A 26,795-nucleotide genomic window follows, 5' to 3' on the forward strand; every position below is an offset into this window, starting at 1 on the left:
CCCTATCAGCTTTTACTCTGCCCCAATAGTAATAAGGATTCTTCACTTCCAGTGGTTAATTTGTCCCAGACCAGCTGAAAGTGTTCTGTGGAGTGGATCATGCAACCCTCACAACTCTCCACCGTTATATAATCCTCTCCCGTGAAGATGATGGAGAAGGTCTTATCGACAATGATATATTTGGATCTCACGCCGTTCCAGGCCCTTATCTCCCCAATGATGCCTGAGAGTCTCTCCTTGTCCCTTTCCTCCACAATCAGGAGGAGTTTGCCCCTGAAACTCTTTAACAGTCTAATTAGCCACTGCGGTATTCCTGGGTAGACCACTCTCAACTCCTTGGCCTGCTCCACCAACTTCTTGACGAATGCCATCACCTGCCTTCTTCCCTCCACGTGCGTTGACCTCTCGGTCTTGGAGAGCCTCGATCTCTCCTTGATCTCCCCCTTGACCTCCTCAATTATTCCGGAGAGGTTCTGCTTGAGTTTCTCAAAACTTACCTCAGGATCAATCAGTTTAACCCTCTTGGGTCGACCCTCCACTATCTCCAGGAAACCCCTGTTGGCCAACCTGACCACGACGTCATAGACCTTCTGGTACGGTACCCCCGATCTCTCGGAGAGTTGTTTCATGGTAGCCACGCAGAGCTCAACCGACGCCGTGTACACTAACGCCTCATACCGGGAGAACCCTAAGGCCTCCAGTTTGTCTAGAAATTCACCACTCACAGTGAATAAGCAGTATAAACGTTTAAAAATATTTGGTTCCATGAGAATTCAGTTCCTCCTCTTCACTGTCCTTGTGTTCTTCACCGGAGTGTATCTAGGGGAGTTCAGAGTAGCGTATCCCTTAGAGGCCGCTCACGTCTTTAACTTGGCTGAGCTCTCCCTGGTGATCTTCGGTTTTGGGAAGGGCATAATGAACTTCGCCTCTGGATTCCTCAGCGACGTTTATGGTAGGAAGGTGGTTCTGACGTTGGGGTGGCTCATGGCAATTCCTTTGCCTATAGTAGCGTTAATCTTTCACTCCCTACTCCTGGTTGCCCTATTGACGATGTTCTTGGCGATCAATCAGGCAATGACGTGGACCACCACAATAACTTCACAGATAGATATCTCGAGGGGAAGAACAGGGTTGGCCGCGGGAGTAAATGAGGCCTCCGGATACGCAGGAGTGACGATGGGTAGCTTGATCGCTGGCTACCTCCTCTCCGTGAACGTATCTCCGTATATTCTGATGGGAGGAGTTGCGACAACGTCGTTCCTTCTATCCTTCGTGGGCGCTAGAGAGACTAGACCGGTGATGCGGAGTGGGAAAACACGATCTTTAGCAAGAGGCGAAAAAGTCCTTGAACCCAGCGTCGTCCTGGGACTTGGGGGACTCCTTGAGAAGTTTGTGGACGCCTTCTTTTGGCTCATAGTGCCCGCTTTCCTTACCTTGAGGGGAGTCAATCCATTATTAGTGGCTTACGTGGTGGGAACATATGTGGGTGTATGGACGATATTTCAACCGCTCACTGGATACATAAGTGATAGGATGGGGAGAAAAGTTCTGATATTGGCAGGTTTCTTACTGATGACCTTGGGAATGACACTGTTTATGCTCAATTACTTTGCGTCGGCACTAATATGTGGTGCGGGGATGGCAATGGTGTACCCCACCTTAATAGCAGCAGTCAGCGACTATTCTCCCCCTGAGGGGAGGGGGACATCCCTGGGCGTGTATAGACTACTCAGGGACTCAGGATACGGTGTGGCTGGTCTCCTGGGGCTACTCGTTATGAGGGGGGACATCTTCACCTATTCAGAGACTGCCAGTTTAACCCAGCTCGTGGGATTCCTCTCTCTCATGCTGTGGTTCGCATTGAGGAGTAACGCCGTCAAGAGGACGACGCAGTGACGCGTGCGATTAATGACGTAATGAAATCGCTTATCCTCGTAACCTGAAGGACTAGATGAACCTTTCGAATTCCTTGAGGTCCTCAGTCTGACTTCCTGCCACAAACGGGCCGCATTGAAGCGTGACGGGTATGAGGTAAAAGGCGGCAGTAATTAGATCTCGCCTTGATCTTGAGGTAATGTTTGAGGGAGAGTCCCATCACTACTAGGGGACGTTTCTCGTCTTACGTGCCCCCCAAGGGGGGATGTTCTGGAGATATGGGAACCACATTTCAACCGCTCTGAGTTCTAAAAAATTTTTAGTGAACTAATTGGTATTCTGGATCATGAGCGTCATAGCTTACTTCGATGGTCTATGCGAGCCTAAGAATCCACGGGGAATTGCGACCTTCGGCTACGTAATCTATTTGAAAGAAAAGAAATTACGGGGGTACGGTCTGGCGGCTAAGCCCTTCTCCAAGGACTCCACAAATAACGTGGCAGAGTACATGGGGGTAATATGTCTCATGGAGGAACTCTCCAGACTGAACGTAAGAGGTTCAGTGGTGAGAGGAGATTCTCAATTAGTCATAAGACAACTCAGGGGAGAGTATAAGGTTAAGGCTCCCAGGATAAGACCCCTCTACGAGAGAGCCTCGGAACTGGCAAGGAGATTGGAAGTTACCTTTCAGTGGGTTCCCAGGGAAGAAAACGAGGAGGCGGATAAACTGAGCCGAGTGGCTTACGAACTTGTTAGGAAGGGGATAATAAGATCCGTGGGATGCGGAGAAGTCCACGGCGAGGACGAGAGGGTTCAGGAGGAAATTACCCATGCAGTTGCCGACAGTTTCCATGAGCTGTGAATTTTATGTGCCTTGAGTTAAACGAGGTGGCCCATGATTACTTTTGATACTTCGTTATTCAGAATCATTCTTAATAATTTGACGAATCCTTTCCTCTTCATGTTTAATGAAGATCCCACGTCAGTTATCACCTTCGTATTCCTTAACGTTCTCCTCTAGGTATTTAACCTGGTCTACCAAGTCGTCCTTTCGCTCGTTTGATACCCTAGCGTATAATGCCACTTTCCTCTTTCTAACAATACCCATCAATCTCTCGACATCCTCTTCCCTGAACCTCCACTTCCCGCTCTGTACCACTGGTTTTATGTAACCCTTCTTAACGTAGCTCTGCAACGTGCGGTAGGACATTCCCAATTCTTGGCACACTTCCTTAGGTTTCAGCATCATAATTAAACTCACAGACAAAATGTATAAACTTCACGGTTTGTCGGAAACTGTTGTCAACGGCCTCAAGAGTTCTTGAAACTCAACTTGGTCAGCCAATAGACCGACTTGAGCACTCCCAAGGTGTTATTGAGGCTAACTGCGGAGAAATCCAAGGACTTTTTGCCCTTACTCTCCTTAAGCTCGAGGAATATCTGGTCTATGGAGTCGAAGACCTTCTCTATCATGGTCCTAACTATCTTCCTCACTATGCTGTTGGGTATTCCGTTGGTGAGGATGGGAGACAACTTTTTCGTCACCTTAATGTTGTGATGCCAGCTAACGTAGAGGAGATCCCAATACCTAGACGGGAGCCTCTCGGCGTACGGGAAGGGATTCTCCCTTATCCTAGTGGTAGAGATTGGGATTACGGGGAGCGGGAACACCCACGCGGTGAAATCGTGGTCCACTATCTTTTGCACAAGTTCTATGGAGTCCTCTACGTCTTCGTTGGTCTCCTCAGGGTACCCTATGGTCATGGTATAACACGGGTAGATGTAGTTGTCGTTCATGATCGCGGTGGCGTCGATTATCACATCATCCCACTCCATAGGTGACCAAGGAAACGCCTTGGCTCTCATATATTTCTCAAATATCTTCACGCTACCAGTCTCAAGTCCCACAACCGGAGCCACAGCCCTGTCGAAGTTGTAACCCACTATCTCTGCCATGGCCCTCACGGTACCTGGACTCTCCCTGACTGCAGGTGCAGATATGTGGGGCCACCATATACCGTCAACACCCATGGCCATGACTTCGCTGAAAAGTCTGACTACAGCTTCCTTGTTGGTTCTAAGTTTCCTGGAACCGTAGAGGAGGACGTCATCCGTTATGAACTCCACCCTCCTCATCCCTCCAACCTTCAAGTTCACCTCAACTTCACTCTTTATCACGTCCAAGGGGATGGATCGGAAAGTCTCAGGCGTGATCGAGCAGAACTGACACCCCCTAGGACAACCCCTCGTTATCTGTACCTCCCCGAGCCTTGCAGGATTAATGATGGGAGGTATCTCCTCAACCTTGGGATCCCTTCCCCTTATCACTGTCGGCAAGTCCCCTCCCTCAATTATCTGCCTTGCTACCTCTGGAAAGGTGACCTCTCCCTCCCCCAAAAATATGTGGTCCACCCAAACTGGTCTGTCTCTCACTAGCTCCCACGCCCCTGGACCTCCCACTATCACCTTAAGGTTAGGTCTCCTCCTCTTAATCGTCGAGACCTTCTCCCCCAGTTCTCTAAAGAACCTGGCAGTCCAGGTCTCTCCTCCCCCAAACAAAAAGGTCAACTTAAATGATACTGGGTCTAGGCCGTAGGGATCATGTGCAGTGATCCCCAGTATCTTGGTCTCGTCCTTTACATGAGCCTCAAGGACCTCTGGAGGGATAACCGAGACCTGAAAACCCTTGTTGACAAGTGCCGCCTCTAGCTTCCTCAGGGCATAAGGTGCAATGATCGCTCCTCCGTCAGGATCAACCTTAACTGGAGGCGTGAAGAACTTATCCATGAAGAGTCTCGGTACTAGCCTGGAGGGCATGCAGGCAACGTATCCTAAGACGCTGGATCCCCCATAGTCGGTGAAGGAACCCCTATCCGCGGTCAGAACTATCTGAGGTTCCCTTTCAGTCATAACTTAGATTCTTGAGTATCAAGGATAAAAGCGTTTCTTTAAAGTGGCATAAATCGGCATTCAAATCCTCTTGGCCAGATCAAAGAACGCCCTCCAGAAGGGGTCTTCCTGCGGTCTCTCTATCCTCTTTCCGTCGACGTATACCCCATCCCCTTCCTCTACCTTCCCTACGATCTCAGCTTCTATTCCCTGCGATACCAATTCGTCCCTTACCTGAACCTTGTCGGTTAGGATTACCATAGTACCCTCGCTTATGGAGGAGAACGGATCGATACCGACTAGGTTCGTGACTTCCCTGACAGCTTGGTTTATGAATAGCCTGTCACCCTTAATGGTAAGCCTTTTTCCCGTGACCTCAGACAATTCCACCAGCGCGTTCCATAGACCACCCTCCGTGGCGTCATGCATCATGTGTACCCCTACCTTGCTGGCTATGAGCCCGTCCTTCCAACAAGACATCTTCCAGTACATGTCCATCGCCTCTTTGAACAGGTGTGGAGGAAGTCTCTCCTTGAAGAAGGATGGGTAGAGGTTCACCAAAAGTCCAGTAGCCTCAACGGCAGGCCCCTTGGTGACTATTACCAAGTCCCCATTCCTCACCTTCCTTGGATGACCCATCTTCTCCATCTCCCCTATTCCCAACATAGTGAAACCTCCAACCATGGGGTAGTTCACTCCATCATACCTGCCTGTATGACCTCCAACTACCATGACTCCTATTTCCTTCATGGCCTCGTGAAGACCAATCCACATCTCCTTGAACTGTTCGTCAGACATGTCTGGAGGTAAGTTGAGGTCAAGTAGTGCATACCTGGGAGGTATTCCTGAGGTCATTACGTCTGAGGCAAGGATGTGGACCGCAAACCATGCCGCCTTTCTAAAACCGAACTGTGGGACTATGAAGACCGGATCTGTCTTAACCACCATCACCTTCCCTCCCCCCAGATCGATCGCTCCAGTATCCACTCCGTGGCTCGGGGGAACCACGACCTCAGGTAATCTCTCTCCTAGATTCGGAAATATTACCTCGTCGAACGTCTTCCTGCCGATTTTTCCGAGCACGGGAGAAGTTATACCGATTAGGATAAAACGCTATCCCTCAATCCAAAACGTAATCTGAGACATACTTCAATATCTTCTTCTGAGCATTCCTCCAGTGATAGAGGAAAGTGACCTTGCTCAGGTTCAGCATTCTGGCCAGTTCCTCAGCATTAACCTCCCTGGGGTAGTCTATGTAACCGCGTGATATTGCCACCTTAAGTACCCTCCTCTCCATCTCGGTTAGGTTAGGGAAAGAGGGAAGGTAATCCTCAACTCTCATGTCCACAACCCTTCCCAGGGATGAAATCTCCCTCCTCAGCTCTGAGAGGGCATTCTTACCGGCCACAAACGACCAGACTTCCCTTCCCCCGACGTTGTAATTCCCCAAGATCAAGACCTCCCTGCTGTAAAGCAGGCCAGCCACAGACCCCTCATATACGTTAAGGAAGTCCACTATGACTTCACCCCTTGAGGAATAGACCTTATTGACCCTCTTCACTGTTGGTTCCCTGGCCATCCGTTCAGCCAGGTTGGGCTCTGAAGATAGGATCCAGCTTCTCAGATAACCCTTGTCCGGATAAACCTCAAGGTTAATTGTCCTGACCGTCTCATTGGAGGATTCAGTCCAACAGCCCTCATGTTCCAATGTCAAGTTCACTTTCTTCAACATCCTTTAACATCACTATATAGTACTGCTTATACTCTAATATGTTTAACACCTTATGAAATATGTAACACCATTAAACTAGTTTAATATAATATAGATTAATTACTGTTTTAAATGTTTAGATATGGCGGAAAAATCCGTTAAGGCGGGAGAGATTCTAGCTAGGTTGGATAGGATCCCGATTTGGGCCCTCTCCTACCTCTTCATAGGTATATTGGGGATGGGATTTCTCTTCACCTTTTTCGATATTTTCGATATCAATGTCTCTTTTATTCAGACATCTCTCACAATCTTTCACGTCTCTAGTCCAGCGTCTCCACGGATAGCCGCGCTCTTGGGACCGGCAGTGCTCCTCAACCTAATAGGGTACATAATCGGAGCCATACTACTCTCGCCACTTTCAGACAAGATAGGAAGGAGAAACATGCTCATGATAACCATGGCCATCACAGGTCTAGGTAGTCTGTATAACGCTCTAGTTAATGATTACCTCAACTTCTTGATCGCTAGAACCATAACTGGTATTGGCGTAGGTGCTGACCTGGCCATAGTGAACACGTATATAGGGGAGGTTGCCCCTTCCAACGGGAGGGCCAAGTACACCAGTTTCGTCTTCCTGTTCTCAACCATAGGTGCCGGTCTGGGCCTATGGTTGGGTCTCCTCCTAACAACTCCTCCAGCACCGTTTCCCCTGGGATTGCCAGTGGCCCTTGGAGGCTCAGGGTTCCTGGCAACTAACGGTTGGAGGGTCATGTACGGTATTGGAGCCCTGTTGGCCCTCATAGGACTTATACTCAGGTTTAATCTACCTGAGTCTCCCAGGTGGCTCATAAGCAAGGGAAGGTTGGAAGACGCTGAGAGGGTAGTGATGGGGATGGAGGAGAGAGCGAGCAGGAAGTTGGGACAGCTTCCCCCATTACCTAGCGTGATACAGCCCTACATCGTTGAGAAACAGTCGTACGCGGATTCCCTGAGAACCATCTTAGGACAGGGGAAGTACCTGAGGAGGCTCGCAGTCTTGATAGCCATGTGGTTCTTCGGTTACATGACTGTCTACGTCCTGGCAGCTGGCCTGACCACAATACTATCGTCACTGGGTTATCCACCACCTGAGGCAGGTATTATAGCCTCGTTCGGAGACATAGGATTCATACTGTGTGCCTTAACCATAATGGCCGTAGGGGACAGATTGGAGAGGAACAGATGGACTGCAATATCGGTGCTCTTTACAGTGCTTGGAGGGCTTACAATAGCCTTAGCCAGGACTGATCTTCCTCTTTCCTTCCTGGGCTCCATAATACTCTTCTACGGATTTAACCTCTGGGTACCTGTATCCTATGCCTGGAGCGCAGAGAGTTTCCCCACCAGGGCCAGGGCGACCGGGTTCGCGCTCACGGACGGTATAGGTCACATAGGAGGGGGAATAGGCGTGGTGGTCGTAGCGTCGTTCATTACCGCCCTAGTGTCCAGCGGGGTAAGCACGTCGTTGGCCGTTGAGGTCTTCCTGCTGATAGCTCTCTTTCAGGTGATATCTACCGTCATAGCCGTCGCCCTTGGTCATAGGACCGCGAACAGGAGGCTAGATGAGATCTCTCCATAAATTTAATGATCTGAACGAGGAACGGGTTGAAATCCCTTGTCTGACGTCATCAGGGAGGTGATGAGGAGTTTCCCTCTAGGGGTAGCAGTAGTTACCACCACCTGGAACGGTAAGAGTGTCGGGATGACGGTGAATACGTTCAACTCCCTCTCCCTCAATCCTCCCCTAGTTATGTTCGCTGCTGACGTTACCAAGGGAAACGACATACCCTTCAGGGAAAGCAAGGGATTCATCGTGAACCTAACGGATGACGAGGAGACATTGAAAACCTTTGCTTTTTCCCCAGTGGAGGAACGCTTCAAGTTGGTAGAGTATAGGGAGGTTGAAGGGATGCCGCTCCTGAGTAAGGCTTACGCCTACGTTGTTGCGGCTAGGAGGGAAGTGTTGGAGATAGGGGATCACGCCATAATTGTAGGAGAGGTAAAGTTCGGAGAGAGGATGAGAGACCCCACACCCCTGGTCTACTACATGAGGGATTTCAGGCGGTTATGTTAACTTTTTAATAGGCGTTCGGTGTAGAATCTTTAAGTATGGCTGGGAAACCACGTGAAGGTAGTTTTAAGTGTGTGACCCCCACCACTCCAAGGAGAAGGGTTCCGGGAGGCCTCAGGAGTTACGCCCTTTTGGGGGCACTGGGATCGTTTCATTCCTTTTCGCAGGTATTGAGGGAGTAATCAGCTAACGCTCCTCACCTCTGGGAAGGTGAGTAGACCATTTATAGCAGTTATGGGATTTTCCCTTGATTGCCCTGTAAGAAAGGCGAGATCTAATACAGCAGTTATGGGCATCTTAGGGAGGTAAAACAGGAAAGTCAGTTCCGCATATTAGAGATATTTACATTTCCCCTATTTCGACCAGCACTGGTACGGGCTAGGCATGCCTCGGCATTCTCATTCCTTTCTCTTTACCACTCTCCCTATTACGAGTTCCACTCCCATCTCCTTGGCCTTCCTCTTAATTTGAGGATAGACCTCACGGGCTACGGTCAGTGCTATGAGATACTTTCGTGGTTCTGCACCGAACCTCTCTCTAACCAATTTCGCCTTTCTCATCAACTTGTCCAACTCTGTTAGCGAATCAGCGTGACCCGTTACCTCCCCCACTATTAGGGGATTTTCGCTGAAAATATCTATTTCCTCAGAGTCTAATACCTTTCTTCGCAATGAGGCATTTTTAGGAAGTACACCTAGACCCTGTAGATAATTCTGCAGGAAATTCCTGGACAGTTCCTCCAAAGACATCCCAGCGAACTTGGACATTTCTGCGAAACCGTTGAGCATGGCTTTGAACAATGAGTCTATCTTCTCGTCCCTTTTCTTGCCCTCCTCTTTCATCTCCCTAATCTCCATTAACATCTTGTTGAAGTCCTCCCTCAACTTCTTGGTCTCCTCCCACAGGCGAGCGGTCTCCGTACGCATCTCCTCCCTCAGGCTCGTTATCTCCCTGTTGAAGTCCTCCCTCAACTTCTTGGTCTCCTCCCACAGGCGAGCGGTCTCCGTACGCATCTCCTCCCTCAGGCTCGTTATCTCCCTGTTGAAGTCCTCCCTCAACTCCTTAAGATCTTTACGTAATTCTGTAGTTTCCTTTCGCAGGTCCCTTATCTCCTCCCAAATTTTTCCCTGGCTCTCAAGTATTGCCTGGACATTCCTGTTCAGCTCCTGCTGTTCTTTAACTAAAGATTCCAGGACTACGTTCTCCAGTAGCCTCCTAAGCTTCTCTCCCAATGCTGGGTTACTACTTATCTCCTCGATTAATTTCTCCGTGAGCGACATGTACTCGTTTTAACTCTACACTCTAAATTAATATGCTTTCTACACAGGCTAGAAGGGGGCGAATTTAAGGGACGAGACTGACGTCCTGACCTGAGAGGGCCTTGAGCCATTTAGGAGAGGTTGTTCACACAAAGTTCCTGCACGCTGGGACGCCATAAGGAATCGGGACGTGCCAGTCACGGAACCAACGACGAATCCCATTATGGTCCCCACACTCTAACCTGTTTAATAAAAACTATTATATTTCCTTTATTTTACAATTACCTCATGAAAAACATCCAAGTACACAGGCTATCCCACGTATGCGTGAGAGTGACGGATCTTGAGAAGGCTAGAGAGCTCTACGTCAACCTCCTGGGCTTCGTGGAGACAGAGAGGGACGGAGACGCCTTGTTTCTGAGAGGAATTGAGGAGGGCCAACATCACAGCTTGATCCTCAAGAGGGCAACCTCTCCAGGATTGTCGTACATAGGTTTCAGGGTGATGGAGGACATGAACAGCGTTGAGAAGAAGGTGGCTGAGCTCGGGCTTAGATACAAGAGCTTCAAGGAGAAGGGCGTGGAGTCGGCTATTCTCCTGGAGTCGCCAGGAGGTCTTCCAATCCTCCTTTACAGGGACATGGAGTATGTGGGAGACATAAGGCTGAAGTTCCACCTTCACAGGGGCGTCTCGCCAGTGAAGCTTGCCCACGTCAATGTTATGGTCAAGGATCTGGAGCGTGAGACGAATTTCTTCAAGGAGACCTTCGGATTCTATGAGACCGAGTACTTCCTAGATAAGGAAGGAGCCAGAGGCGTCGTTTGGATGACGAGGAGGGGGAACTCACATGAGATTGCCATGGCCAGGAGCAATAACAGGGTTCCTGGCTTCCATCATGAGACCTATTACGTCCACGACTTGAGGGACGTGATAAGGACGGCCGACATACTGGCCTCAACGGGAATGTGGGATAACCTGGAGAGGGGTCCAGGGAGGCACGGTGCCACGGAGGGATATTACGTTTACCTGAGGGACTTCGACGGAAACAGGCTTGAGTTCTTCACTCAGGATTACGAGGTATTGGACCCAGACAAGTGGAGACCTGTCACATGGACTTACGAGCAGTTTAAGTATAGGAGCGACTTCTGGGCCAGGCCTATACCCCAATCTTGGTTGAACGAATGGATGCCGGTGGAGGATATAATCACTGGAGAGATTAAGGGGTGGTAGAATGATAAGGACCGGGAAGGACTACCTCAAGAGCATAAGGGAGAGACAGCCAGTGACGTATTACGAAGGTGAGATAGTGAATGACGTTACATCTCATCACGCCTTCCGTATTCCGGTTAAGACAGTCGCCGAGTATTACGATCTCCACTGGAGGGAGGATCACAAGGCCCTGAGGGTCTACAATAGGGACGTGGGTGAGGAAAGCAGTATATCGTTCATGAGGCCGAGAACCAAGGAGGATCTGGCAGTGATGAGGGACGGGCTACTCAAGATCTACGAGTTCTACAGGGGTTTCTTCGGTAGGAGCCCAGATTACATGAACATGTGGACCATGGTGTTCTTCGCTCACGCCGAGGATTACTTCGGTAAACACTTCGGCTCCAAGTTCATGGAGAACTCCGTTGGGATATATAGAGAGGCTGTGAAGAACGACCTCTTTTACACTCACGCGATAGTAGCCCCCATGTACGATAGATCGAAACCGCCTTCCCAATGGGATGACCCGTACATTCAGATAGGCGTAGTGGAGGAGAGACCCGAGGGTGTTGTGGTGAGGGGCTCCGCAATGATAAGTACTGCCGCACCATACTCGGAGATGTTATGGTATCTCCCCAACGTGAGGAGAGATACCGACCCTAGGTACGCCATTTACTTCTCAATTCCCACCAATACCAAAGGCGTGAGGTTCCTGGCTAGGAGAGGATTTCAGCCCAGGGAGGGAGGAGAGTTCGAGTACCCCATTTCCTCAAGGTTTGAGGAAGCTGACGCGGTCCTGGTCCTGGATAACGTTCTGGTTCCTTGGGACAGGATAATATTTTACAAGAAACCGGAACTAATAGAGGACCTCATGTGGCACACGGTATCTCTGAGAGGCTGGTTCAATTGGCACTTCGTAATTCAGCACTACTCTAGGCTGAAGTTTCTGGCTGGATTGGCCATGGCAGTGGCTGAGGCAGCTGGAACCTCATCCTTTATCAACGTCCAGGAGAAGATAGGGGAGATCCTCATATACGTGGCATTAAACGAGGCTGTGCTCCACGCCAGCGTGGAGAGAGCACAGGAATTGCCCAACATAGTTAGGCCAGACCCTTACCTGTCCATCTCTGGGAGTCACTTTAACATGAGGGCTGTTCCTAGAGCCAACGAGATACTACGTTCGATTACCGGAGGAGCCTCCATACCCATACCTGCAGGAGCCAAGGACTTCACCAATCCTGAGGAGAGAGTCTACATAGAGAGGTACATGGCCATGAAGGGGTTGGACGCCCTAGAGAGAGTGAAGTTGTTTAACCTCCTGTGGGATGTCGTGGGCTCGGAGGTAGGGATGAGGTATGAACAGTACGACAGGTTCAGTAGGGGCGATCCTACCATCAGGTGGGCACAGACATACACCGAGGTGTTCAGGGACAGGAAACAGGAGTTCGTGAGGTTGGTCAGGGAGATCCTGGACCAGATGCCCAACCCCAAGGCCTAACAACGTGGGGGGCTCACCTCTACTGAGGTTGAGACCCGTTTCATCGTCGACAGAAACGTTTTCATTTATGTTTATCTTAACGGGGGTTAAAGGGCGGAAGACCCACCGTGGGGATGGATAGCCCCCCAATAAGGGCTAACGAGGAACTATGTTGAAGCCCACCGTAGGGTTCCGTTTCGGGGCACACATAGATCAACAAACGTTTAGGGCGTTAGAGGCCCGGTTGGAGTTAGCCTCAAGTTCACAACACCCTGCGTTGGGCAGACGTGTACTTCCGTGAACTAGACGGGAAGTGGTCAACACGGACGGAGTTGAGACAACCGGCACTGGACCTGAGGAAGCAGGACGTCCAATGTCAGTCAATGTACTCCCAGGACGAACGGGGTGGTTGCCCCGGACGTCGGGATGGGAAGTCGCTCGTGGCCTCGGGTGGTGCCCAACCTGAGACCATACGAGAAGGCACTCGGGAGCTGAGGAAGCTGCACGGGGACCTCTCCAGGAAGGAGTTCCTGTCCAAGAACTGGTCCAAGAGAGGTCAAGCTCGCCGAGGCTCAAGGGCGCTCGAAGGAGCTGAGGGACGTGAGGTTGGGCAAACACTTCCCCGAGAAGTACGACGTGGTCGTCATGGGGGACGTTCAAGTTAAGGAACTGGTGGGTAGGTCCTCAAGGAGGATGAGGCTCCGCGACGTCGCGTTCCACGAGCTCGAGACCGTCCTGAAGTACCAGGTGGAGAAGTACGGCAAGGAACTGGTCCTCGTCGAACCATCATGTACCTCCAAGGCCTGTGCCAGGTGCGTACACGTGAAGGACTCGACCTCAGCAGATCGCGTGTTCTCTGCAGTTGGGTAACAGACCGTGACTACAACGCTTCCCTGAACGTGCTCAAGAGATCAGGACTGGTGGCCTGTAGTGCCTGTGGTCCTCCGCCCTCTATCCGTGGCTTTACGCTACGGCAAGGCTGGGCAAGGAAGCAGGAAGCTCCGTCCGCTAGGGCGGGGTAGTTTACATTCGTTTTCTTCTGATTAGGCACGATCCCCATACACGAGACCTCCCGAAGGGGCGACAGTAACGTGGGTGATGTTAAATCCTGTGTCGTTGAGCAAAGGAGTACAATCACGTTCTAACCGGAACGAAATCATTGTCTTAGGGCTAGAAATGTTTTCTCCTTTCTGAACTCCAGCAGTTACGGAACTTTCCCTCAAATGTTGCCCTATAATAAAGTGGAAATCCAATAAACCGCTGTAAACCCCTAGAACAAGGGAAGAAACCTCCTCCTCTCCTCGTGTATCCAGTCCTCAACCTCAGAGTGACACTCTATACCAACCTCTTCACACGAGCGAAGGATCTCCCTCTCCTTGGCCTCCCACCAACCCTTGTCCCCCCTTAAACCCAAGGAAATCCCGTACTCATTGAATTTGTCGTAAACGATCCTGGTCCCGATCTCTCCCGCGAGGACTATGATATCCCTTACTTCACCGTCGTTCATTCCACGGATGACTGGGCCCATGAAGAGCCAAGTATCGATCCCCTCACCCCTCAACCTCTTGAGGGCTTCTATCCTAGCCTTAGGGCCAGGGGCTCCGGGCTCGAGACGTCTCCACACCTCCTCCCTCAAGGTTGTCACCGTGAACCCTACATCCACCCTCTCCCTGTGACGCACTAGAACGTCTAGGTCCCTCAGCACCAAGGGAGACTTCGTCTGAATAGAGACTCTGAAGTCCTTGGAGAGGAGGATCTCCAACGACCTCCTGGTGAGCAACCTACTCCCCTCCACCGGCTGGTACGGATCGGTGATCGTGGATAGACCCACGGTTCCCCTCCTCACCCTCTGGACTTCCTTGAGTAATACCTCCACGAGGTTCCTCTTGACGACTATCACCTCTCCCCACCTATTGGACGCCTCCTCGTGGGGAGTGAATTTCCTAGCGTAACAGTAAAGACAGGAGAATTGACAGCCGTAATACGGATTTAGGGAGTAATCCAACTCCCTCAGTTTTGACTTGCTTAGGGCCGTCTTAACGTCAATCTCCTTCAGGACGATCAAAAGAGTCTCGACCTCATCAGGTTGAGTATCCAGGACTTCCTGGTCCAATCCCTGGAAACCTTGAGCCTGCTTGAGAGGTATTCTACAGCCTCCCAGACTGTGTCGAAGGTCTCTGGCCTTCCCTCCAAAAGCTTCCTCACGTTTTCCCTGACGAACCACACTCCCACTGGGAAGAAGAAACCCGGATACGTCTCCCTCCAAAGGACAACCGTAGCCTGTCTCCTTCTCTTCACCAGGTGTTCCGCAACGGCTAGCCTGGAGGCATAATAACAACCCCCTATCTCAGGATAGGTCTTTCTGCCGCTATAACCCTCGTGGTCTATTTCCACCGCAACCTCTCCTCCCCAATAGTTCCAGGCAGTCCTGGGGAACCACGCTTCACCCCACTCGAAAGACCAGTTACCCGGGATCAGCATAGCCACGAAGAGGTTTCTGAGGTGTTCCCTCACGTAGACCTCCACATTGTCGAGGATGTCGAACTCCTTGAGTTCCTTAACCAACTGGTCAGATAGAGTCTTGTCCACCGCAGTTATGCTCCACCTAGTGGGTACCAACTTCCTATCCACTCCCATCCCACCGACGCTGAGTATCCTGGATATCCTCTCCACGCCCACGCCTGAAGTGTAAAGGAGTCTCATTCCTTCAATGGCCTTCATGTCCTGACTGGAAAAGACCTTTTCCACGACCTTCTCCGGAGGAGGGATGGTTCCCAATCTGAGCTTGTCCAAGGGAGCTGAAGGACCTAGTGGAGGTAGGGTATCATCAATGACGTTCATAGTTTTAGGTGGTTCTTTGAACTTCATTTCCACTTCAACGGGCCTAGGTGATAGAGCCAGTGTCTGAACGTCCCACAGATCCCTAGAGGGATCAGAGGCCTGTTCCACCCTGAAGCTCTGTCCCCCTCTGAACACACTCAGCCTCATGGCCAAGAACTCGTCTAAGCTCATGGAGATCCACAGTTTAGGATCCTCATATCTGGAGGTGTCCCCTCCGAGCGGGGGTGCTGAGGGGTAGACTGCCACCTTGGGGTAATTGAACCTACCAACGAAGACGGAAGGGGGAGACGATCCTGAGAGTTCCTCGTATATCCCAGCCCTCATGTTCAGGATGGACATCTTGACCGTAACTGGACAATAGGTAAGACCGCACAGGTACTTGGTAGCCCTGCACCTCAGACACGTCCCTGGATCAACTTTCACGTGATAAATGTTGACTATGAGAGTATTAAACTATCCGTCCCACCGAAGGTATTACAGAAACTGAAATACGAAGCGTTCAGATCAGACTGATGGGGAGTGGGGCTCAGGCATCGCAAAACTCTCCAGGTTAAAAGAGCGTTTGTGATGGGAGACCTAACTCTCAGATCTCAAAGAGTTTTTAAAGGTGAACGCAAGCAGGAGATCGTTAGATGAGCAATACTATCTATCTCATACTTTTAACTAAGAGTATGAGGACGTTCATATTTGGTCTCATTAGTATATTGATTCCAGTTTACCTAATACATTTAAAATACTCTACATTTTACGTAACTTTAGGTATATTTTTCGTCGTAGCAGGTAATGCCACGTTTAACCTCCTGTTAGCCTTATACGAAGATTCGGTTGGAAGAAAGAAATTTTTAATCATAAATAGCTTACTCATGATAATATCCGCGATAATCTTATTTATATCGTATAATTTTGTATTAATATCTATAGCTCTCTTCATAGGAAATGTTAGTGTAACTGGAACAGAGACTGGCCCGTTCCAATCAATGGAGGTCGGGGTGATCCCCAAGCTCGTCAAAAATCCAGGTAGAATATTAGGGAATATATAATCTACTCGGCTATTCCTCGTCTTCACTGGGCGCCTTCTCTCTACCATTGCTCTCTGACTTCGTTACAAATAATGTTATTATTATAGCTAAATTCGCATATATATTCTATATAATTATGTCAATATTTCTCGTCATAGTCTATAAAAATATAACAAACATTGAGACAGACCACGGTAAAATGAGCACGAAATTGTTAGGCCTCTTGTTATATCCAGATCTAAGAAACCTTTCGGTCCTGTTTGCTCTCGATGCCCTTGGAGGAAGTTTAATTACCCAGTCACTATTGACGCTCTGGTTCTACCTCAAATACCATGTGCCAGTGACGAGTCTGGGTATCTTGTTCGGTATATCCAGCATCGTTACTGCGATCTCGCTAATTATAGCCCCGTTAATAGCAGAAAGAATCGGCAATTTACGTACCATGGTTTTCACTCATATAATATCTAACATATTTTTGATTCTTATACCATTTATGAATTCATTTAACTGGGCAGTTATATTCCTATTTTTGAGGCAAAGTTTCTCCCAAATGGACGTACCCAGTAGACAGGCATTCGTCTCTCAAATTTTTAATGATGAAGAGAGAGTTAAGGTGTTTGCGATAACGAATATTTTCAGAAATGTAAGTAGTTTACCAGGACCTGTATTGGTTGGTTTCATGCTTTCACTTAGGCTACTCTACTTACCATTCCTAGTCAGCGGTATAATCAAATTAGGGTATGATAGCACACTTTATAAGTTATACAAAAATAAAGTTAGGTGAACTACCGGCTAAGGAGCGAAAGGGATGAGTGAACCTCGAGGACTTTAGAGAGGCCCAAGGACTATGAGTTGGATTGATATCAAATTGGCGAGATCTTATGAGGTCCGAGCCCTCAACTGCGTCCCAATTTTATTTGGAGCTTTTAAGTGAGGAATCTGACCTCTCAAACGATCTCTTGAGAATCGTCAGTACCTCTGGCCTTATCATCTCTCTAGGAGGTTCCACTCCCTGAGAGAGCATCCTCCTCACTTGGGTCATGGATATCTTGACCCTTAAATCACCATCGTGATCACAGTTCCTCTCGCTGACCACCCCGTCACATCTCCTACAGTAGAAGGCCTCACCTAGGGCAATAACCTCTATGCCTAAATCGAGTTCCTTTAACGCCTTTTGGGCGCCGTACGGATCATAGTACGAACCGACTCCTGCCATATCCCTTCCTACAACGAAGTGGGTACAACCGAAGTTCTTCCTTATTATCGCCAGGAAAACTGCAGCCTTCGGTCCGGCGTACCTCATGGCAATGTTCAATGTGTCAAACAGAACCTTACGTTTAGGTAAAAACTCGTCTATGAACACCTTATAGGACTCTACTATGACCTCTGGAGGAAAGTCGTCTGTCTTCAGTTCACCCACCACGGGATGAATCAGGACGCCGTCTACGAGTTCCATGGCCGTCCTTATGACATACTCGTGGGCCCTATGCGGAGGGTTCCTAGTTTGGTAACCAGCGACGGTCTTCCATCCAAACTTGGAAATTTCCTCCCTGACCTCCCTAGGTGTCCTATCTCCGGTTATCCTTTTCACCAGTTCGATACTCCCTGAGACTGCGAACTCACTCATCTCCATGGTTTGTCTAACCCCTGGATGTGCAGGATCCAACGTACCGTAAACTCTCTCCGCGAACCTCCTCCTATCTAACCGGAAAGTCTCCTCCACAGTCATCACAGCGAATCCCTCACTTCCATGGGTTAACAGAATCTCCTCGCCCACCTCTACCTCAAGGCCTCTCCAGAGGGGGAGTATGATAGGGATCGTCCATGGGAGACCACTCTCAAGTGTACCTCGCTCCAGTACACTCTCCACCTCCCCGCTGCCCATGAAGCCCTCAAGGGGGGAGAACGCTCCCACCGCGATTTTCTCCGCATCCAAAGCGTATCTCTTAGGGATCTCCACCTTCCTTAATTCCTCTGGCACGTGTTTCCTCACCCTCTCCACTAATCTCCCTCCGTATGGCGAATTCACTTCACTCACCACCGGTGTGAATTCCACATTCCTTGCTCCCCATTTCCCACCACCATCTTCCTGCCCTGGGATGCTCTCCGGGCCTTATCGGCCTGGTGCAAGGTGCACATCCGATACTGGTATATCCCATAGAGTAGAGCTTGTTTACCGGCACATCGTTCTTCCTTATGTAATCCCAGACCATCTCCCACGTCCAATCAGCCAGAGGGTTGACCTTTAAGATGTTTCCGTGTATCCTGTCCACCTCAACCTTACTCACAGTCCTTCTGGTCTCCCATTGATCCCTCCTCAACCCCGTGATCCAAGCCCTAAGATCTTTGAGCGCCCTCCTCAAGGGTTCAACCTTCCTGATGTCACAGCACAGCCTCCTCAAGGAAGGGTCACGGTAGAAAAGATTGACCCCATACTTCTTTACCATCTCCTCCAACCTCGCCGTGTCTGGGAAGTAGACTTCCACCTCCACGCCGTAGAGCTCCCTTACCTTGTCCATGAGTTCGTAGGTCTCCTGAGGTAATCTCCCCGTATCTAAGGTGAACACCCTTATCCTTCCTATCCTGCTGGCCATGTGAAGGATAACCATGTCCTCCGCTTGAAAACTGGAAGCTAGGGCAACCTTCTCCCCAAAGGTCTTCATGGCCCACTCAATAACCCTTTCTGCCGGTTCTCCTTGCAGGGCGTGAACTTCCCAATTGGTCTCCATTTTCATCTCTGCAAAGGAACGTGGCCTATTAAATAAAACTAATTACTTGTGCAAGATTTGCAGTGCAAAAGTTGCACCTATAGGAATTTTTTAAATCGAGGGAGCCCCAAACTTCTCCATGATTTTGAAGGGGAAGCCCGTAACTCCGTCCTTCAGGACCTCACCGGAGGAATGGAGTAGGGAGGAATGGGCGAAGCTGAGAACCAAGGGATTCACTTCTGTGCCTGAGGAAATTAAGGAGGAGTTTAGGAACGACAAGGAAGATCTCTCCTTCGAGGCGGAGACAATAGCCAAATCCTGTGGGATCTATCTGGAGTTCAACAGGGACAGGTTCAGGAGAGATGGGGTGAAGGAGTTCATCTATATGATAAGGATAGTTGTTCCAGGCGGGGGTCCTATAACCGCAAGGCAATGGAAGATCCTTGACGAGATAAGCGATCAATACACGATATCTGATGCCTACACAGGCGAACCAAAGCCATCCCTTAGGCTGACCACGAGACAGGACGTCCAACTACATCACGTGAGGAAGAGAGATCTATTGGATGCCATAAGGGAGATAGCGAAGTCTGGATTCTTCACCCTGAATGGTTGTGGAGATAACGTTAGGAACGTCGTGGCCTGTCCCCTCTCCTCTTTCTCAAAGATATTTAACGCCAACTCGTTGGCTAAGAGCATAGCCTCCTACTTTAGGCTCCCAACAGGGCCCTACCTGGAGATCTTCGAGATAGATCCAGCAGGCATTACGGAGAGAGGGACGGAGAGGTTCAATTACTCTGAGAACCTCCTGAACAGGAAATTCAAGATAGCCGTCTCAGGTTTACACGAATTGAACGGCAAGATCTTGAGGGATAACTGTGTCGAAGTGAGGACGAACGACATAGGGATAGTTCCGGTTGATGGGAGGAAGTTTCAGATCTACGTGGGGGGAGGACAGGGTGAGAAGCAGGGAATTTCCACCTTCTCCTGTCTCGGAAGACCCTTAGGTATCTTCAGCGAGGAGGAGTTGATGAGGGCACTCCACGCCCTGGTGGAGGTTCAACAGGAGTGGGGAGACAGGAAGAACAGACAATGGGCCAGGATGAAGTACCTGGTTCATAGCCTAGGGATAGGCTGGTTTCAGGAACAACTGAAGGTTAGGGGAATCAGTTTTGAACCTCCAGACGAGGAACTAGACGTAGGTCCGAGGATGCTTCACCTGGGCAGGATAGAGATGGGGATCGAGGGCTACGGTCTGTTTATCGAGAACGGTAGGGTCATAGACAGGGAGGGAATGATGTATAAGACCATGTTGAGGGATCTGGCTGACTCTTATCCCGGCGTGAAGTTCTTCATAACCCCAAATCAACACCTGTTGATCACTGACGTGGACGACGTCAAAGAATTGGAGAGGTTTATGAGAAATTACCTTAAGAGAACTCCGTCGAAACTCAGGACTATGTCCATCGCCTGTGTAGGCTTCCCGACTTGTAAGCTCTCGTTCACCGAATCGGAGAGATTCCTTCCGAACCTAATGAGCAAGCTAGAGCAAGAGTGGGGGGATATGGAGGAGACTATCGGTGTCTCGGGATGCCTGGCCCAATGTTCTAGACCCGGAACCAAGACCATAGGCTGGATAGGTACTGGATATAACCTTTACATGTTGAAGATAGGAGGTGACGCTGAGGGTAGAAATCAAGGGGGACCGCTCGTTGACCCAGAAACAGGAGAGACTTATCTGACGCACGTACCCGGTGAGAGAGTGGCAGATGTAACTCAGGCCCTCTTCCAGCTATATAGGGATCTCGCTCCCCCAGAACTGAGGAGGCCTGGAGGAATGGGACCCTTCTTAAGGTCTTTGGGAAACAAAAGGATCATAGAGTACCTCAAGGCGGATCCTAGGACCAGGGACCTCATGAGGTCAACAATCAAGGCTGAGGTGAAGACATGAAGGTACACGTAGTGGGAGCGGGTCCTGGAGATCCGGAACTCATCACAGTCAAGGGATTGAGGTTGATCGCCGAGGCAGACATAGTGGTGTTGGACAGGCTAGTTCCCAAGGAGCTGGGCGGAGAGAAATCCGTGCCTATATCTTCTCTTCAGGATCCAGTGCGGTTCATGGCGGTGAACGCAAGGGAGGGTAGAAAGGTGGTCTGGCTCAAGAACGGTGACCCCTCTGTTTTTGGTAGGCTCCTGGAGGTATGTGCTGAACTCTCCCAGTGGGGCGTACAGTGTGAGGTAGTACCCGGGGTTTCCAGCGCAATAGCTGTTCCGGAACTCTTTGGAATTCCTTTGACCCTCCCAGGAGTGCATAGCTTCACTGTCCTTACGGCAGTTAAAAGAGGTAGGGAGGCATTATCCTCAAAGGAAATTCCAAGATGTGGCACACTGGTAATATTGATGGGGCTAGGAGTGATAGGACATCTCAAGAGGGAGTTACTGAAGGTGAGAGATCCAGATGAGGGAGTGGCAGTGCTATCCTGGTCCGGGGAGTCCAGAATGGAGGCCGTGGGAAACCTTAGGGATTTAGACAGACTATCCTCCGGCTTCAAGCCTCCAGCGGTGATAGTTGTAGGCGAGGGGGTAAAAAAGAGAGTTCCCTTTGCAGTAGAGGAACCCTCCTTGAACGAGAGATCATGTTTGAGGGCAAATAGCGTGATGGGAGATTAAGATTAAAATTTAAAACGTTGTGAAAGTTGTGATATTTATGGTCTCAAAAAAGAAGATAGAAGATCTTCCTTGTTCAGCCAAATTGGTATTCAAGGTATTGAAGATGAAGGGGAGGGCAACGTTTCAGGAGCTCAAGGAGGAAACATATATGCCAGATAGGACGTTGAGGGAGGCCCTCAAGATACTCAGGGATGAATCCCTTTTGGTAGTACAGCCTTGCCTCGGAGACACAAGGTCAAGAGTTTACGCCCTCAACGAAGAGGTATGTCTAAGTCTGATCGACGACTTAAAATCCAACAGGAGGAGGTGATCTCCCAGGGAGATAAGGGATCATCCCTTCTCCACCGTAAATGGCGATGTTTTCCGTAATCTCTCCAATGGCAAATTCGGTGTAATTATGGGACGTGTAATTGGTTCTTTAACCCTTCGCCACCCTTGCGATCCCTTAGCGCTTTTTAAAATGTATTACTTACGCGCAACAAAGATAACATGAGTTCATCGGATTCCAAAGCCCATAACAACCTAACCTTTTCACGGAGGGTAAGATAAGGCCAATGAGGACTAGGGACTGTCTGCAGTCACAGTTCTCACTCGAGGAGGGTTTATATTCAGCCACGCGAATTCTATATTGTGAAAAGGTATTTCCTGCCTTTCTGGCTCATTTTTGGTTTGAATTCGCTACTCTCCATTTATTCGGGGAGCGCCACAATGATCTCTGAAACCGTTCACTCCCTCTTGGACGCACTCGTGATCACGTTTTCGATGTACGCCATGAAACTGGTAAACGTTAAGGACTCCAGGTTCACTTATGGCCTTCATAGGTTAGAAATCGTCAGCTCTCTAGCTAACGTAGCTACCGTTGTCGTGGGAAGCATCATTGTCTCGTTGATATCGCTGTTATATTTGATCGAGGGGATGAGAGATCAGCCGGTGATATTGACTTTTGCCTCAGTCATTGCCTTCTCCCTATCCTTATTGCCTTTGAGTAAGAGAGATGAAACAACTAGATCGGGGGTTTGGCTACACGCCGTTCAGGACAGTCTTGCCTACCTTATTGGTATCCTGACGGGCGTCATCATAATTGCAACCGGTTGGTACTTTATAGATCCCGTGAGTTCCCTAGTTATAGTGTCTATAATGGTCCTAACATCAATCAAGAGCATGAAGGGCTCACTTTATGTCATAATGGAGGGCTCCCCACTTGACATCGAGGAAATGGAGAGTGAACTCAGGAAGGAGATTCCTGGAATTCATCACATACATGTGTGGGACATCTGTAATCATCTCAGGGTAGCTACTCTTCACGTGGAGGAACAATCTAATGTGACGTTGAAAGAACTAGACGAAAAGAGGGTTAAGATCGAGAAATTACTGGGAGAAAGGTTCAACATAAACCATGTCACTATACAATTTGAAAGTGAGGCCGAAAGAAGTTGATGTGGATCCCTAGACTCAATAGTTCTCACTACCAGATCGGTGAGAATAGCACTGTGGAGTCGATGAGTAAGTGAGGTGGAGGGAGGGACTAACGAAACTCCACATTTCGTGACAGGGAGTCCATACTCCCTAACCTAGGCGTGGGGAGCCGGACAAGGGGGAATGAGGACGAAAGGTTGACCACAAATTATGAAACCTCAATGAAAGTCCGACCCCTTAAAGTCGAGCAGAAATCTAATATCTGCTCCACTATATCTTAACGGACTCCAGGACCTTCTTAAATTCCTCGCTGACCTTATTTCCCCACCTGTCTACGAAGATTAGCTCGTCCACTGGCAACCTCCTATTCCACCCCTTTTCCTCTAGCTCAGGCATGTCGGGAAAACGGGTCACATAGCCTAGACAGAGGTATGCTACCAACTTCACTTCAGGAGGTATTTCCAAAATTGCCTTCACTCTATCCTTATCCATGAAACTCACCCAGCCCACCCCTACGCCTTCAGCTCTAGCAGCTAACCATATGTTACCCACCGCTAAGACCGCACTATATTCACACGTTTCAGGCATGGTATGTCTGCCCAGAACGTTGGGACCAAACCTCGATGGATCACAGGTGACCGCAAGATTCAGTGGTGTGTCCAAGATTCCCTCAATCTTTATCTTGTCAAAGAGCTCCCTTCTCCCTTCTTCTAGTCTCCTCGCAAACTCTTCCCTCTGTCGCGTCACCTCCTCTAGCACTCTCCTCCTTTTTTCAACGTCCTTTATTATAATGAAGTTCCAGGGTTGCGAAAACCCAACTGAGGGAGCCAAGTGACCCGCCTTCAGGATCTTGGCTAACACTTCATCTGGGATGGGGTCACTCCTGAAGGTACTCCTTACGTCTCTTCTTCTCTTTATCGCTTCGTATACATCCATGTGGATAGGTTATCCAAAGGGTTATATTTTAACATTGCGACGAGAAACCTTTCTAGAGTGCCCAATCACAGCTTGGTTTCCTCCCCCACCCTTACGGTAGACCCAAAATCATATTATGAAAAATAATTCTGGCAGTATAATATCGACTCATAGCGAATAACAGGATTTATAAGAGTATTAAGAATTCAGTTGTAGAAAGGTTTAAGGTGAGGGAGATGTGGTATTACCGTGTGGGAGATCAAGGTGATAATACACCATCTCCCTCACCAAAATAACGTACAACAAATAGGATATAAATTACTTTCCATGTTCTCCTTCAAGGGAAAGAGAGGGGAAGAGGTGGCGAGAACCCTCATCTCAGCCTGTCTGTGGAACGATTCGGTGGAAAGTAAGTCGAGGGCGTATGGCGTGTCCCCACAGACCGTAAGGAATTACGTGGAGGAGCAGGGGGTGGAAGTGGTTGAGAAACTCTTGGAACAAGTGAGGAAGATATCCTTGGAGGTACTGAAGGGAGTAAGGGAGATAGACCTCTCAATAGACTGGACAACCAAGACCTGGTACGGGAAAACGGTGGGAGGGCTCGGGAGTTCGGAGGAGGGGAGCTCTTGGAACTACGCAACTGCGACGACTAAGTTTGACGGGAAAGTGCTCCTACTGGCCTTCGTCACACTAGTCAAGGGGATGACCAAGGATGAGGTCGTGAAGGCCCTCGTGGAGCAAGTCGTCGCCATGGGGTTCAAGATAAGGTTGATGACTCTCGACGCTGGTTTCTACGCGATTGACGTGCTCAACTTCGTTTCGCAGTTCAAGTACGTAATCGGAGTTCCTGTTGGGGACGTGAAGGTCTACGAGGAGTTCGACGGCGAGTACGAGACTAACAGTAAGAGGCACAGGAGGGACGAGCAGGTCGAGTTCAGGCTTTTGGTCTACGGTAGGGAGAAGGGGAAGAGGAAGAAGGTTGTTTACTTCGCTAGGGCTACGAACCTCGACCTACCGAAGGGGGAGGTGTTGAAGTTGTACAACAAGGTGAGGGGTCCCATAGAGACCTCTTACCGGAACATCAAGGCTTTTCTCCCATTCACCAGTTCCACCAAGTTCGTCTTCCGCACGTTGATCTTCGTGCTGGCAATCGTACTCTACTCCCTGTACACCGTGTTCAAGGGGGAGGTGAGGAGGGAGCAGTTCAGGTTACTCCTAATACTCTTGTTTTCCGATGATTTATTCTATCTAAAAGATTTTCTACTTAAATCAATAGAACCGCTTATTAATAATATATATTTATTTTCAAGGAGGTGATTTTGGGTCTACCGTTAGGAGGAGATTCCCGTAGAGTGAGCCATCATGTGGTTTACTACCTTATCATCTCATCACTTGTCAGTTAGTGGGTGATTTCACGCCCACTTCATTCATCCACCTTTAGATCACTGGTCATCGTCAGTTCGCAACCCAAGGACCATCCCATTCTTTAAATGTCGCCTTCTCACCTCGGTTGACGTTAGCTTATCTAGTTCTCCCCTCGTTCCCTTACAACCCTTCTCCTTTTGATATGCCTTTACATGGGTCCAGAACTTCCTGTTAGAGTTCCGGTGGGATTGAGACGAAGTCTGACCTCCTCCACCCCCATGAGGGCGAGGATTCCCCGTTAAGGGTTACACCCCTTTACGGATGCTACTCGGTTGTGGTCAACCATGAAGGAGACGAGCTTCTTTGTTATTGAAACCGCCACATTGATGGATTTCCTGAGGACATTCAGGGCACCGTTCAGGTCGCTGTGCAGTCAGTGTCCCGGGGCAGTGGACTGCTCCTCTTGGTTTCCTTTGAACTTCTACGCCATGACTAGCACGGTGCTTGGAGGTGTTGTACTCGACGACCTCGAACATCTTCATGCGTACTCCTGGGCGTCTCATAGTTCAGCTCTTTGAACAGCTTGGCCGAGAGGTCCGCGAGCCTCCTGACTCTCCTTTCCTGAAGACCTTGCTAAGAGACGTACAACGTTAGTCCTCCTGTTCTAGTACTCGACCTCGTAGACGTCCTTCACAGACGTTGCGGGAGAGGTCGGCTCCACCTCCTCATCTCACGAAGTTGAGCTGAGGAAGGCATCTCGAGAGGAAGAGAGCCCTTCGAAGCTTAAAACCTTACAAAGGGGAGCAATCCGTCCCCACCTCAGGGAGGCGAGGCTTTCCTTCCTTTGAACCTCCTCTTCTATAATGTCTACACAATCGCCAATAGGAATTAATCATAATCTATGTTAGTTTAAACATTTTTTATTACATTAAGTTTATAGGGGCGATTCAGGGCTCCTTTGCGATTTCTATTTGTTTCTATAGAATGAAAGTGACTTAATTGATCCTACATCAGTAACACTAAAAAGGGGACGAGCGCTAGGTCATACCATGAGACACTCATTCAATCACGTGGTTACCTCGCTCGTCCCCGAGTTACTTGGGAAGGACGCGCCATTAAATGAAACGGTGGCTGAGATCGAGAGGAGGGTCCTGGAGGAGAGGAGGACCTCCCCCAGGTACGTCAGGGGGAAGGAGGTGAGGAGGAGGGGTTACGCCAGGTACAGGTTCTTGAAGGGGTTCAAGGTCTCCCTCCGGGGGTCGTGTACGGGCTGGAGTGGGTCACGGTGAGCTTACCCGTGCTGTACAGGGGAGGGGAGAGGGTGAGGACGAGGG

Annotated in this window: 25 protein-coding genes and 2 pseudogenes; 16 read left to right on the top strand and 11 right to left on the bottom strand. The window is 49.4% G+C overall.

Going from position 1 to position 26,795, the window contains the following annotated elements:
• Nucleotides 1–5: 5 nt before the first annotated feature.
• Nucleotides 6–725, bottom strand: coding sequence for a TrmB family transcriptional regulator (locus tag METMK1DRAFT_RS02755; RefSeq protein WP_009070597.1), 720 nt, complete (start codon nt 723–725; stop codon nt 6–8).
• A 40-nt stretch (nt 726–765) separates the two neighbouring features.
• Between METMK1DRAFT_RS02755 and METMK1DRAFT_RS02760 the strand changes: the two genes are divergently transcribed.
• A complete protein-coding gene (locus METMK1DRAFT_RS02760; protein WP_009070599.1) occupies nt 766–1,896 on the top strand; it encodes an MFS transporter in 1,131 nt (376 codons plus the stop codon).
• Between the two features lie 325 nt (nt 1,897–2,221).
• On the top strand, nt 2,222–2,737 hold the full coding sequence (rnhA, locus tag METMK1DRAFT_RS02765; protein ID WP_009070601.1) for a ribonuclease HI: 516 nt from the start codon (nt 2,222–2,224) through the stop codon (nt 2,735–2,737).
• A 26-nt stretch (nt 2,738–2,763) separates the two neighbouring features.
• On the opposite strand, the pseudogene METMK1DRAFT_RS02770 reads toward rnhA, so the two are convergent.
• From METMK1DRAFT_RS02770 to METMK1DRAFT_RS02785, 4 genes and pseudogenes are all read right to left on the bottom strand, one after another.
• Nucleotides 2,764–3,121 (bottom strand): annotated as a pseudogene (locus METMK1DRAFT_RS02770) (helix-turn-helix domain-containing protein); the annotation flags it as partial.
• Between the two features lie 65 nt (nt 3,122–3,186).
• Nucleotides 3,187–4,785: a B12-binding domain-containing radical SAM protein gene (locus tag METMK1DRAFT_RS02775; RefSeq protein WP_009070605.1), complete on the bottom strand. Its 1,599-nt coding sequence runs from the start codon at nt 4,783–4,785 to the stop codon at nt 3,187–3,189.
• Between the two features lie 60 nt (nt 4,786–4,845).
• Nucleotides 4,846–5,847 carry an AIR synthase family protein gene (locus METMK1DRAFT_RS02780; protein WP_009070607.1) on the bottom strand — a complete coding sequence of 334 codons (1,002 nt, stop codon included), beginning with the start codon at nt 5,845–5,847 and terminating at the stop codon, nt 4,846–4,848.
• Nucleotides 5,848–5,884: 37 nt separating this feature from the next.
• Entirely contained in the window at nt 5,885–6,496 is a 612-nt protein-coding gene (locus METMK1DRAFT_RS02785) for a helix-turn-helix domain-containing protein (RefSeq protein WP_009070610.1), read from the bottom strand.
• Between the two features lie 121 nt (nt 6,497–6,617).
• Between METMK1DRAFT_RS02785 and METMK1DRAFT_RS02790 the strand changes: the two genes are divergently transcribed.
• The 3 genes from METMK1DRAFT_RS02790 to METMK1DRAFT_RS17240 are packed head-to-tail and all read left to right on the top strand — an operon-like array spanning nt 6,618 to nt 8,767.
• On the top strand, nt 6,618–8,093 hold the full coding sequence (locus METMK1DRAFT_RS02790; RefSeq protein ID WP_009070612.1) for an MFS transporter: 1,476 nt from the start codon (nt 6,618–6,620) through the stop codon (nt 8,091–8,093).
• A gap of 36 nt (nt 8,094–8,129) precedes the next feature.
• Nucleotides 8,130–8,588, top strand: coding sequence for a flavin reductase family protein (locus METMK1DRAFT_RS02795; protein ID WP_009070615.1), 459 nt, complete (start codon nt 8,130–8,132; stop codon nt 8,586–8,588).
• A 35-nt stretch (nt 8,589–8,623) separates the two neighbouring features.
• Nucleotides 8,624–8,767 (top strand): hypothetical protein, encoded by a 144-nt coding sequence (locus tag METMK1DRAFT_RS17240; protein ID WP_155812266.1) that lies wholly within the window; start codon nt 8,624–8,626, stop codon nt 8,765–8,767.
• 216 nt (nt 8,768–8,983) lie between these two features.
• Here the strand turns inward: METMK1DRAFT_RS17240 and METMK1DRAFT_RS02800 are convergent, their stop codons facing one another.
• Nucleotides 8,984–9,865, bottom strand: a complete 882-nt coding sequence (locus METMK1DRAFT_RS02800) for a hypothetical protein (RefSeq protein WP_009070618.1) — start codon at nt 9,863–9,865, stop codon at nt 8,984–8,986.
• Between the two features lie 267 nt (nt 9,866–10,132).
• Here METMK1DRAFT_RS02800 and hpaD point away from each other — a divergent pair, with 267 nt between their 5' ends.
• The 3 genes from hpaD to METMK1DRAFT_RS19895 all read left to right on the top strand — a co-directional run bounded on the left by hpaD (nt 10,133) and on the right by METMK1DRAFT_RS19895 (nt 13,397).
• Complete coding sequence (gene hpaD, locus METMK1DRAFT_RS02805; protein ID WP_009070620.1) at nt 10,133–11,074, top strand: 3,4-dihydroxyphenylacetate 2,3-dioxygenase; 942 nt, start codon at nt 10,133–10,135, stop codon at nt 11,072–11,074.
• A 1-nt stretch (nt 11,075) separates the two neighbouring features.
• Nucleotides 11,076–12,548, top strand: a complete 1,473-nt coding sequence (locus METMK1DRAFT_RS02810; RefSeq protein WP_009070623.1) for a 4-hydroxyphenylacetate 3-hydroxylase family protein — start codon at nt 11,076–11,078, stop codon at nt 12,546–12,548.
• 579 nt (nt 12,549–13,127) lie between these two features.
• Nucleotides 13,128–13,397 carry an IS200/IS605 family accessory protein TnpB-related protein gene (locus METMK1DRAFT_RS19895; protein WP_052300180.1) on the top strand — a complete coding sequence of 90 codons (270 nt, stop codon included), beginning with the start codon at nt 13,128–13,130 and terminating at the stop codon, nt 13,395–13,397.
• Nucleotides 13,398–13,797: 400 nt separating this feature from the next.
• Here METMK1DRAFT_RS19895 and METMK1DRAFT_RS02820 read toward each other — a convergent pair whose 3' ends face one another.
• Nucleotides 13,798–14,589, bottom strand: a complete 792-nt coding sequence (locus METMK1DRAFT_RS02820; protein WP_048087557.1) for an SPL family radical SAM protein — start codon at nt 14,587–14,589, stop codon at nt 13,798–13,800.
• Entirely contained in the window at nt 14,589–15,791 is a 1,203-nt protein-coding gene (locus tag METMK1DRAFT_RS02825; RefSeq protein WP_009070629.1) for an Nre family DNA repair protein, read from the bottom strand. Before METMK1DRAFT_RS02825 ends, METMK1DRAFT_RS02820 begins: the two co-directional genes overlap by 1 nt.
• A gap of 732 nt (nt 15,792–16,523) precedes the next feature.
• Between METMK1DRAFT_RS02825 and METMK1DRAFT_RS18430 the strand changes: the two genes are divergently transcribed.
• Nucleotides 16,524–17,171: an MFS transporter gene (locus METMK1DRAFT_RS18430; RefSeq protein WP_216586085.1), complete on the top strand. Its 648-nt coding sequence runs from the start codon at nt 16,524–16,526 to the stop codon at nt 17,169–17,171.
• Nucleotides 17,172–17,300: 129 nt separating this feature from the next.
• Here the strand turns inward: METMK1DRAFT_RS18430 and sat are convergent, their stop codons facing one another.
• Together sat and METMK1DRAFT_RS02840 are read right to left on the bottom strand one after the other, a co-directional pair.
• A complete protein-coding gene (gene sat, locus METMK1DRAFT_RS02835) occupies nt 17,301–18,443 on the bottom strand; it encodes a sulfate adenylyltransferase (RefSeq protein WP_009070635.1) in 1,143 nt (380 codons plus the stop codon).
• On the bottom strand, nt 18,418–19,122 hold the full coding sequence (locus METMK1DRAFT_RS02840) for a phosphoadenylyl-sulfate reductase (protein WP_009070637.1): 705 nt from the start codon (nt 19,120–19,122) through the stop codon (nt 18,418–18,420). The genes sat and METMK1DRAFT_RS02840 overlap by 26 nt, the downstream gene beginning before the upstream one ends.
• Nucleotides 19,123–19,234: 112 nt before the next feature.
• Here METMK1DRAFT_RS02840 and METMK1DRAFT_RS02845 point away from each other — a divergent pair, with 112 nt between their 5' ends.
• The 4 genes from METMK1DRAFT_RS02845 to METMK1DRAFT_RS02860 all read left to right on the top strand — a co-directional run bounded on the left by METMK1DRAFT_RS02845 (nt 19,235) and on the right by METMK1DRAFT_RS02860 (nt 23,202).
• On the top strand, nt 19,235–21,046 hold the full coding sequence (locus METMK1DRAFT_RS02845; RefSeq protein WP_009070639.1) for a nitrite/sulfite reductase: 1,812 nt from the start codon (nt 19,235–19,237) through the stop codon (nt 21,044–21,046).
• Complete coding sequence (locus METMK1DRAFT_RS02850; RefSeq protein WP_009070641.1) at nt 21,043–21,765, top strand: uroporphyrinogen-III C-methyltransferase; 723 nt, start codon at nt 21,043–21,045, stop codon at nt 21,763–21,765. Before METMK1DRAFT_RS02845 ends, METMK1DRAFT_RS02850 begins: the two co-directional genes overlap by 4 nt.
• Nucleotides 21,766–21,802: 37 nt before the next feature.
• Nucleotides 21,803–22,075: a hypothetical protein gene (locus tag METMK1DRAFT_RS02855; RefSeq protein WP_009070643.1), complete on the top strand. Its 273-nt coding sequence runs from the start codon at nt 21,803–21,805 to the stop codon at nt 22,073–22,075.
• 320 nt (nt 22,076–22,395) lie between these two features.
• Nucleotides 22,396–23,202 carry a cation diffusion facilitator family transporter gene (locus METMK1DRAFT_RS02860; protein WP_009070646.1) on the top strand — a complete coding sequence of 269 codons (807 nt, stop codon included), beginning with the start codon at nt 22,396–22,398 and terminating at the stop codon, nt 23,200–23,202.
• Between the two features lie 249 nt (nt 23,203–23,451).
• Here METMK1DRAFT_RS02860 and bluB read toward each other — a convergent pair whose 3' ends face one another.
• Entirely contained in the window at nt 23,452–24,117 is a 666-nt protein-coding gene (gene bluB, locus METMK1DRAFT_RS02865) for a 5,6-dimethylbenzimidazole synthase (RefSeq protein WP_009070647.1), read from the bottom strand.
• A gap of 243 nt (nt 24,118–24,360) precedes the next feature.
• On the opposite strand from bluB, the gene METMK1DRAFT_RS02870 reads away from it, so the two are divergent.
• The 3 genes and pseudogenes from METMK1DRAFT_RS02870 to METMK1DRAFT_RS02875 all read left to right on the top strand — a co-directional run.
• Nucleotides 24,361–25,413: an ISH3 family transposase gene (locus METMK1DRAFT_RS02870; protein ID WP_048087566.1), complete on the top strand. Its 1,053-nt coding sequence runs from the start codon at nt 24,361–24,363 to the stop codon at nt 25,411–25,413.
• A gap of 380 nt (nt 25,414–25,793) precedes the next feature.
• On the top strand, nt 25,794–26,039 hold the full coding sequence (locus tag METMK1DRAFT_RS17250; RefSeq protein WP_155812268.1) for a hypothetical protein: 246 nt from the start codon (nt 25,794–25,796) through the stop codon (nt 26,037–26,039).
• Nucleotides 26,040–26,510: 471 nt separating this feature from the next.
• A pseudogene (locus METMK1DRAFT_RS02875) lies at nt 26,511–26,795 on the top strand (IS256 family transposase); the annotation flags it as partial.

The sequence above is a fragment of the Metallosphaera yellowstonensis MK1 genome (assembly GCF_000243315.1).
Taxonomy (GTDB): Archaea; Thermoproteota; Thermoprotei_A; order Sulfolobales; family Sulfolobaceae; genus Metallosphaera; species Metallosphaera yellowstonensis.

What these genes read in the sequence shown, in the direction of transcription:
- METMK1DRAFT_RS02760 (WP_009070599.1), top strand. Translation starts at nt 766, where the DNA reads ATGAGAATTCAGTTCCTCCTCTTCACTGTCCTTGTGTTCTTCACCGGA.
- rnhA (WP_009070601.1), top strand. Translation starts at nt 2,222, where the DNA reads ATGAGCGTCATAGCTTACTTCGATGGTCTATGCGAGCCTAAGAATCCA.
- METMK1DRAFT_RS02775 (WP_009070605.1), bottom strand. Translation starts at nt 4,785, where the DNA reads ATGACTGAAAGGGAACCTCAGATAGTTCTGACCGCGGATAGGGGTTCC.
- METMK1DRAFT_RS02785 (WP_009070610.1), bottom strand. Translation starts at nt 6,496, where the DNA reads ATGTTGAAGAAAGTGAACTTGACATTGGAACATGAGGGCTGTTGGACT.
- METMK1DRAFT_RS02790 (WP_009070612.1), top strand. Translation starts at nt 6,618, where the DNA reads ATGGCGGAAAAATCCGTTAAGGCGGGAGAGATTCTAGCTAGGTTGGAT.
- METMK1DRAFT_RS17240 (WP_155812266.1), top strand. Translation starts at nt 8,624, where the DNA reads ATGGCTGGGAAACCACGTGAAGGTAGTTTTAAGTGTGTGACCCCCACC.
- METMK1DRAFT_RS02800 (WP_009070618.1), bottom strand. Translation starts at nt 9,865, where the DNA reads ATGTCGCTCACGGAGAAATTAATCGAGGAGATAAGTAGTAACCCAGCA.
- hpaD (WP_009070620.1), top strand. Translation starts at nt 10,133, where the DNA reads ATGAAAAACATCCAAGTACACAGGCTATCCCACGTATGCGTGAGAGTG.
- METMK1DRAFT_RS02810 (WP_009070623.1), top strand. Translation starts at nt 11,076, where the DNA reads ATGATAAGGACCGGGAAGGACTACCTCAAGAGCATAAGGGAGAGACAG.
- METMK1DRAFT_RS18430 (WP_216586085.1), top strand. Translation starts at nt 16,524, where the DNA reads ATGTCAATATTTCTCGTCATAGTCTATAAAAATATAACAAACATTGAG.
- METMK1DRAFT_RS02840 (WP_009070637.1), bottom strand. Translation starts at nt 19,122, where the DNA reads ATGAAAATGGAGACCAATTGGGAAGTTCACGCCCTGCAAGGAGAACCG.
- METMK1DRAFT_RS02845 (WP_009070639.1), top strand. Translation starts at nt 19,235, where the DNA reads ATGATTTTGAAGGGGAAGCCCGTAACTCCGTCCTTCAGGACCTCACCG.
- METMK1DRAFT_RS02850 (WP_009070641.1), top strand. Translation starts at nt 21,043, where the DNA reads ATGAAGGTACACGTAGTGGGAGCGGGTCCTGGAGATCCGGAACTCATC.
- METMK1DRAFT_RS02855 (WP_009070643.1), top strand. Translation starts at nt 21,803, where the DNA reads ATGGTCTCAAAAAAGAAGATAGAAGATCTTCCTTGTTCAGCCAAATTG.
- bluB (WP_009070647.1), bottom strand. Translation starts at nt 24,117, where the DNA reads ATGGATGTATACGAAGCGATAAAGAGAAGAAGAGACGTAAGGAGTACC.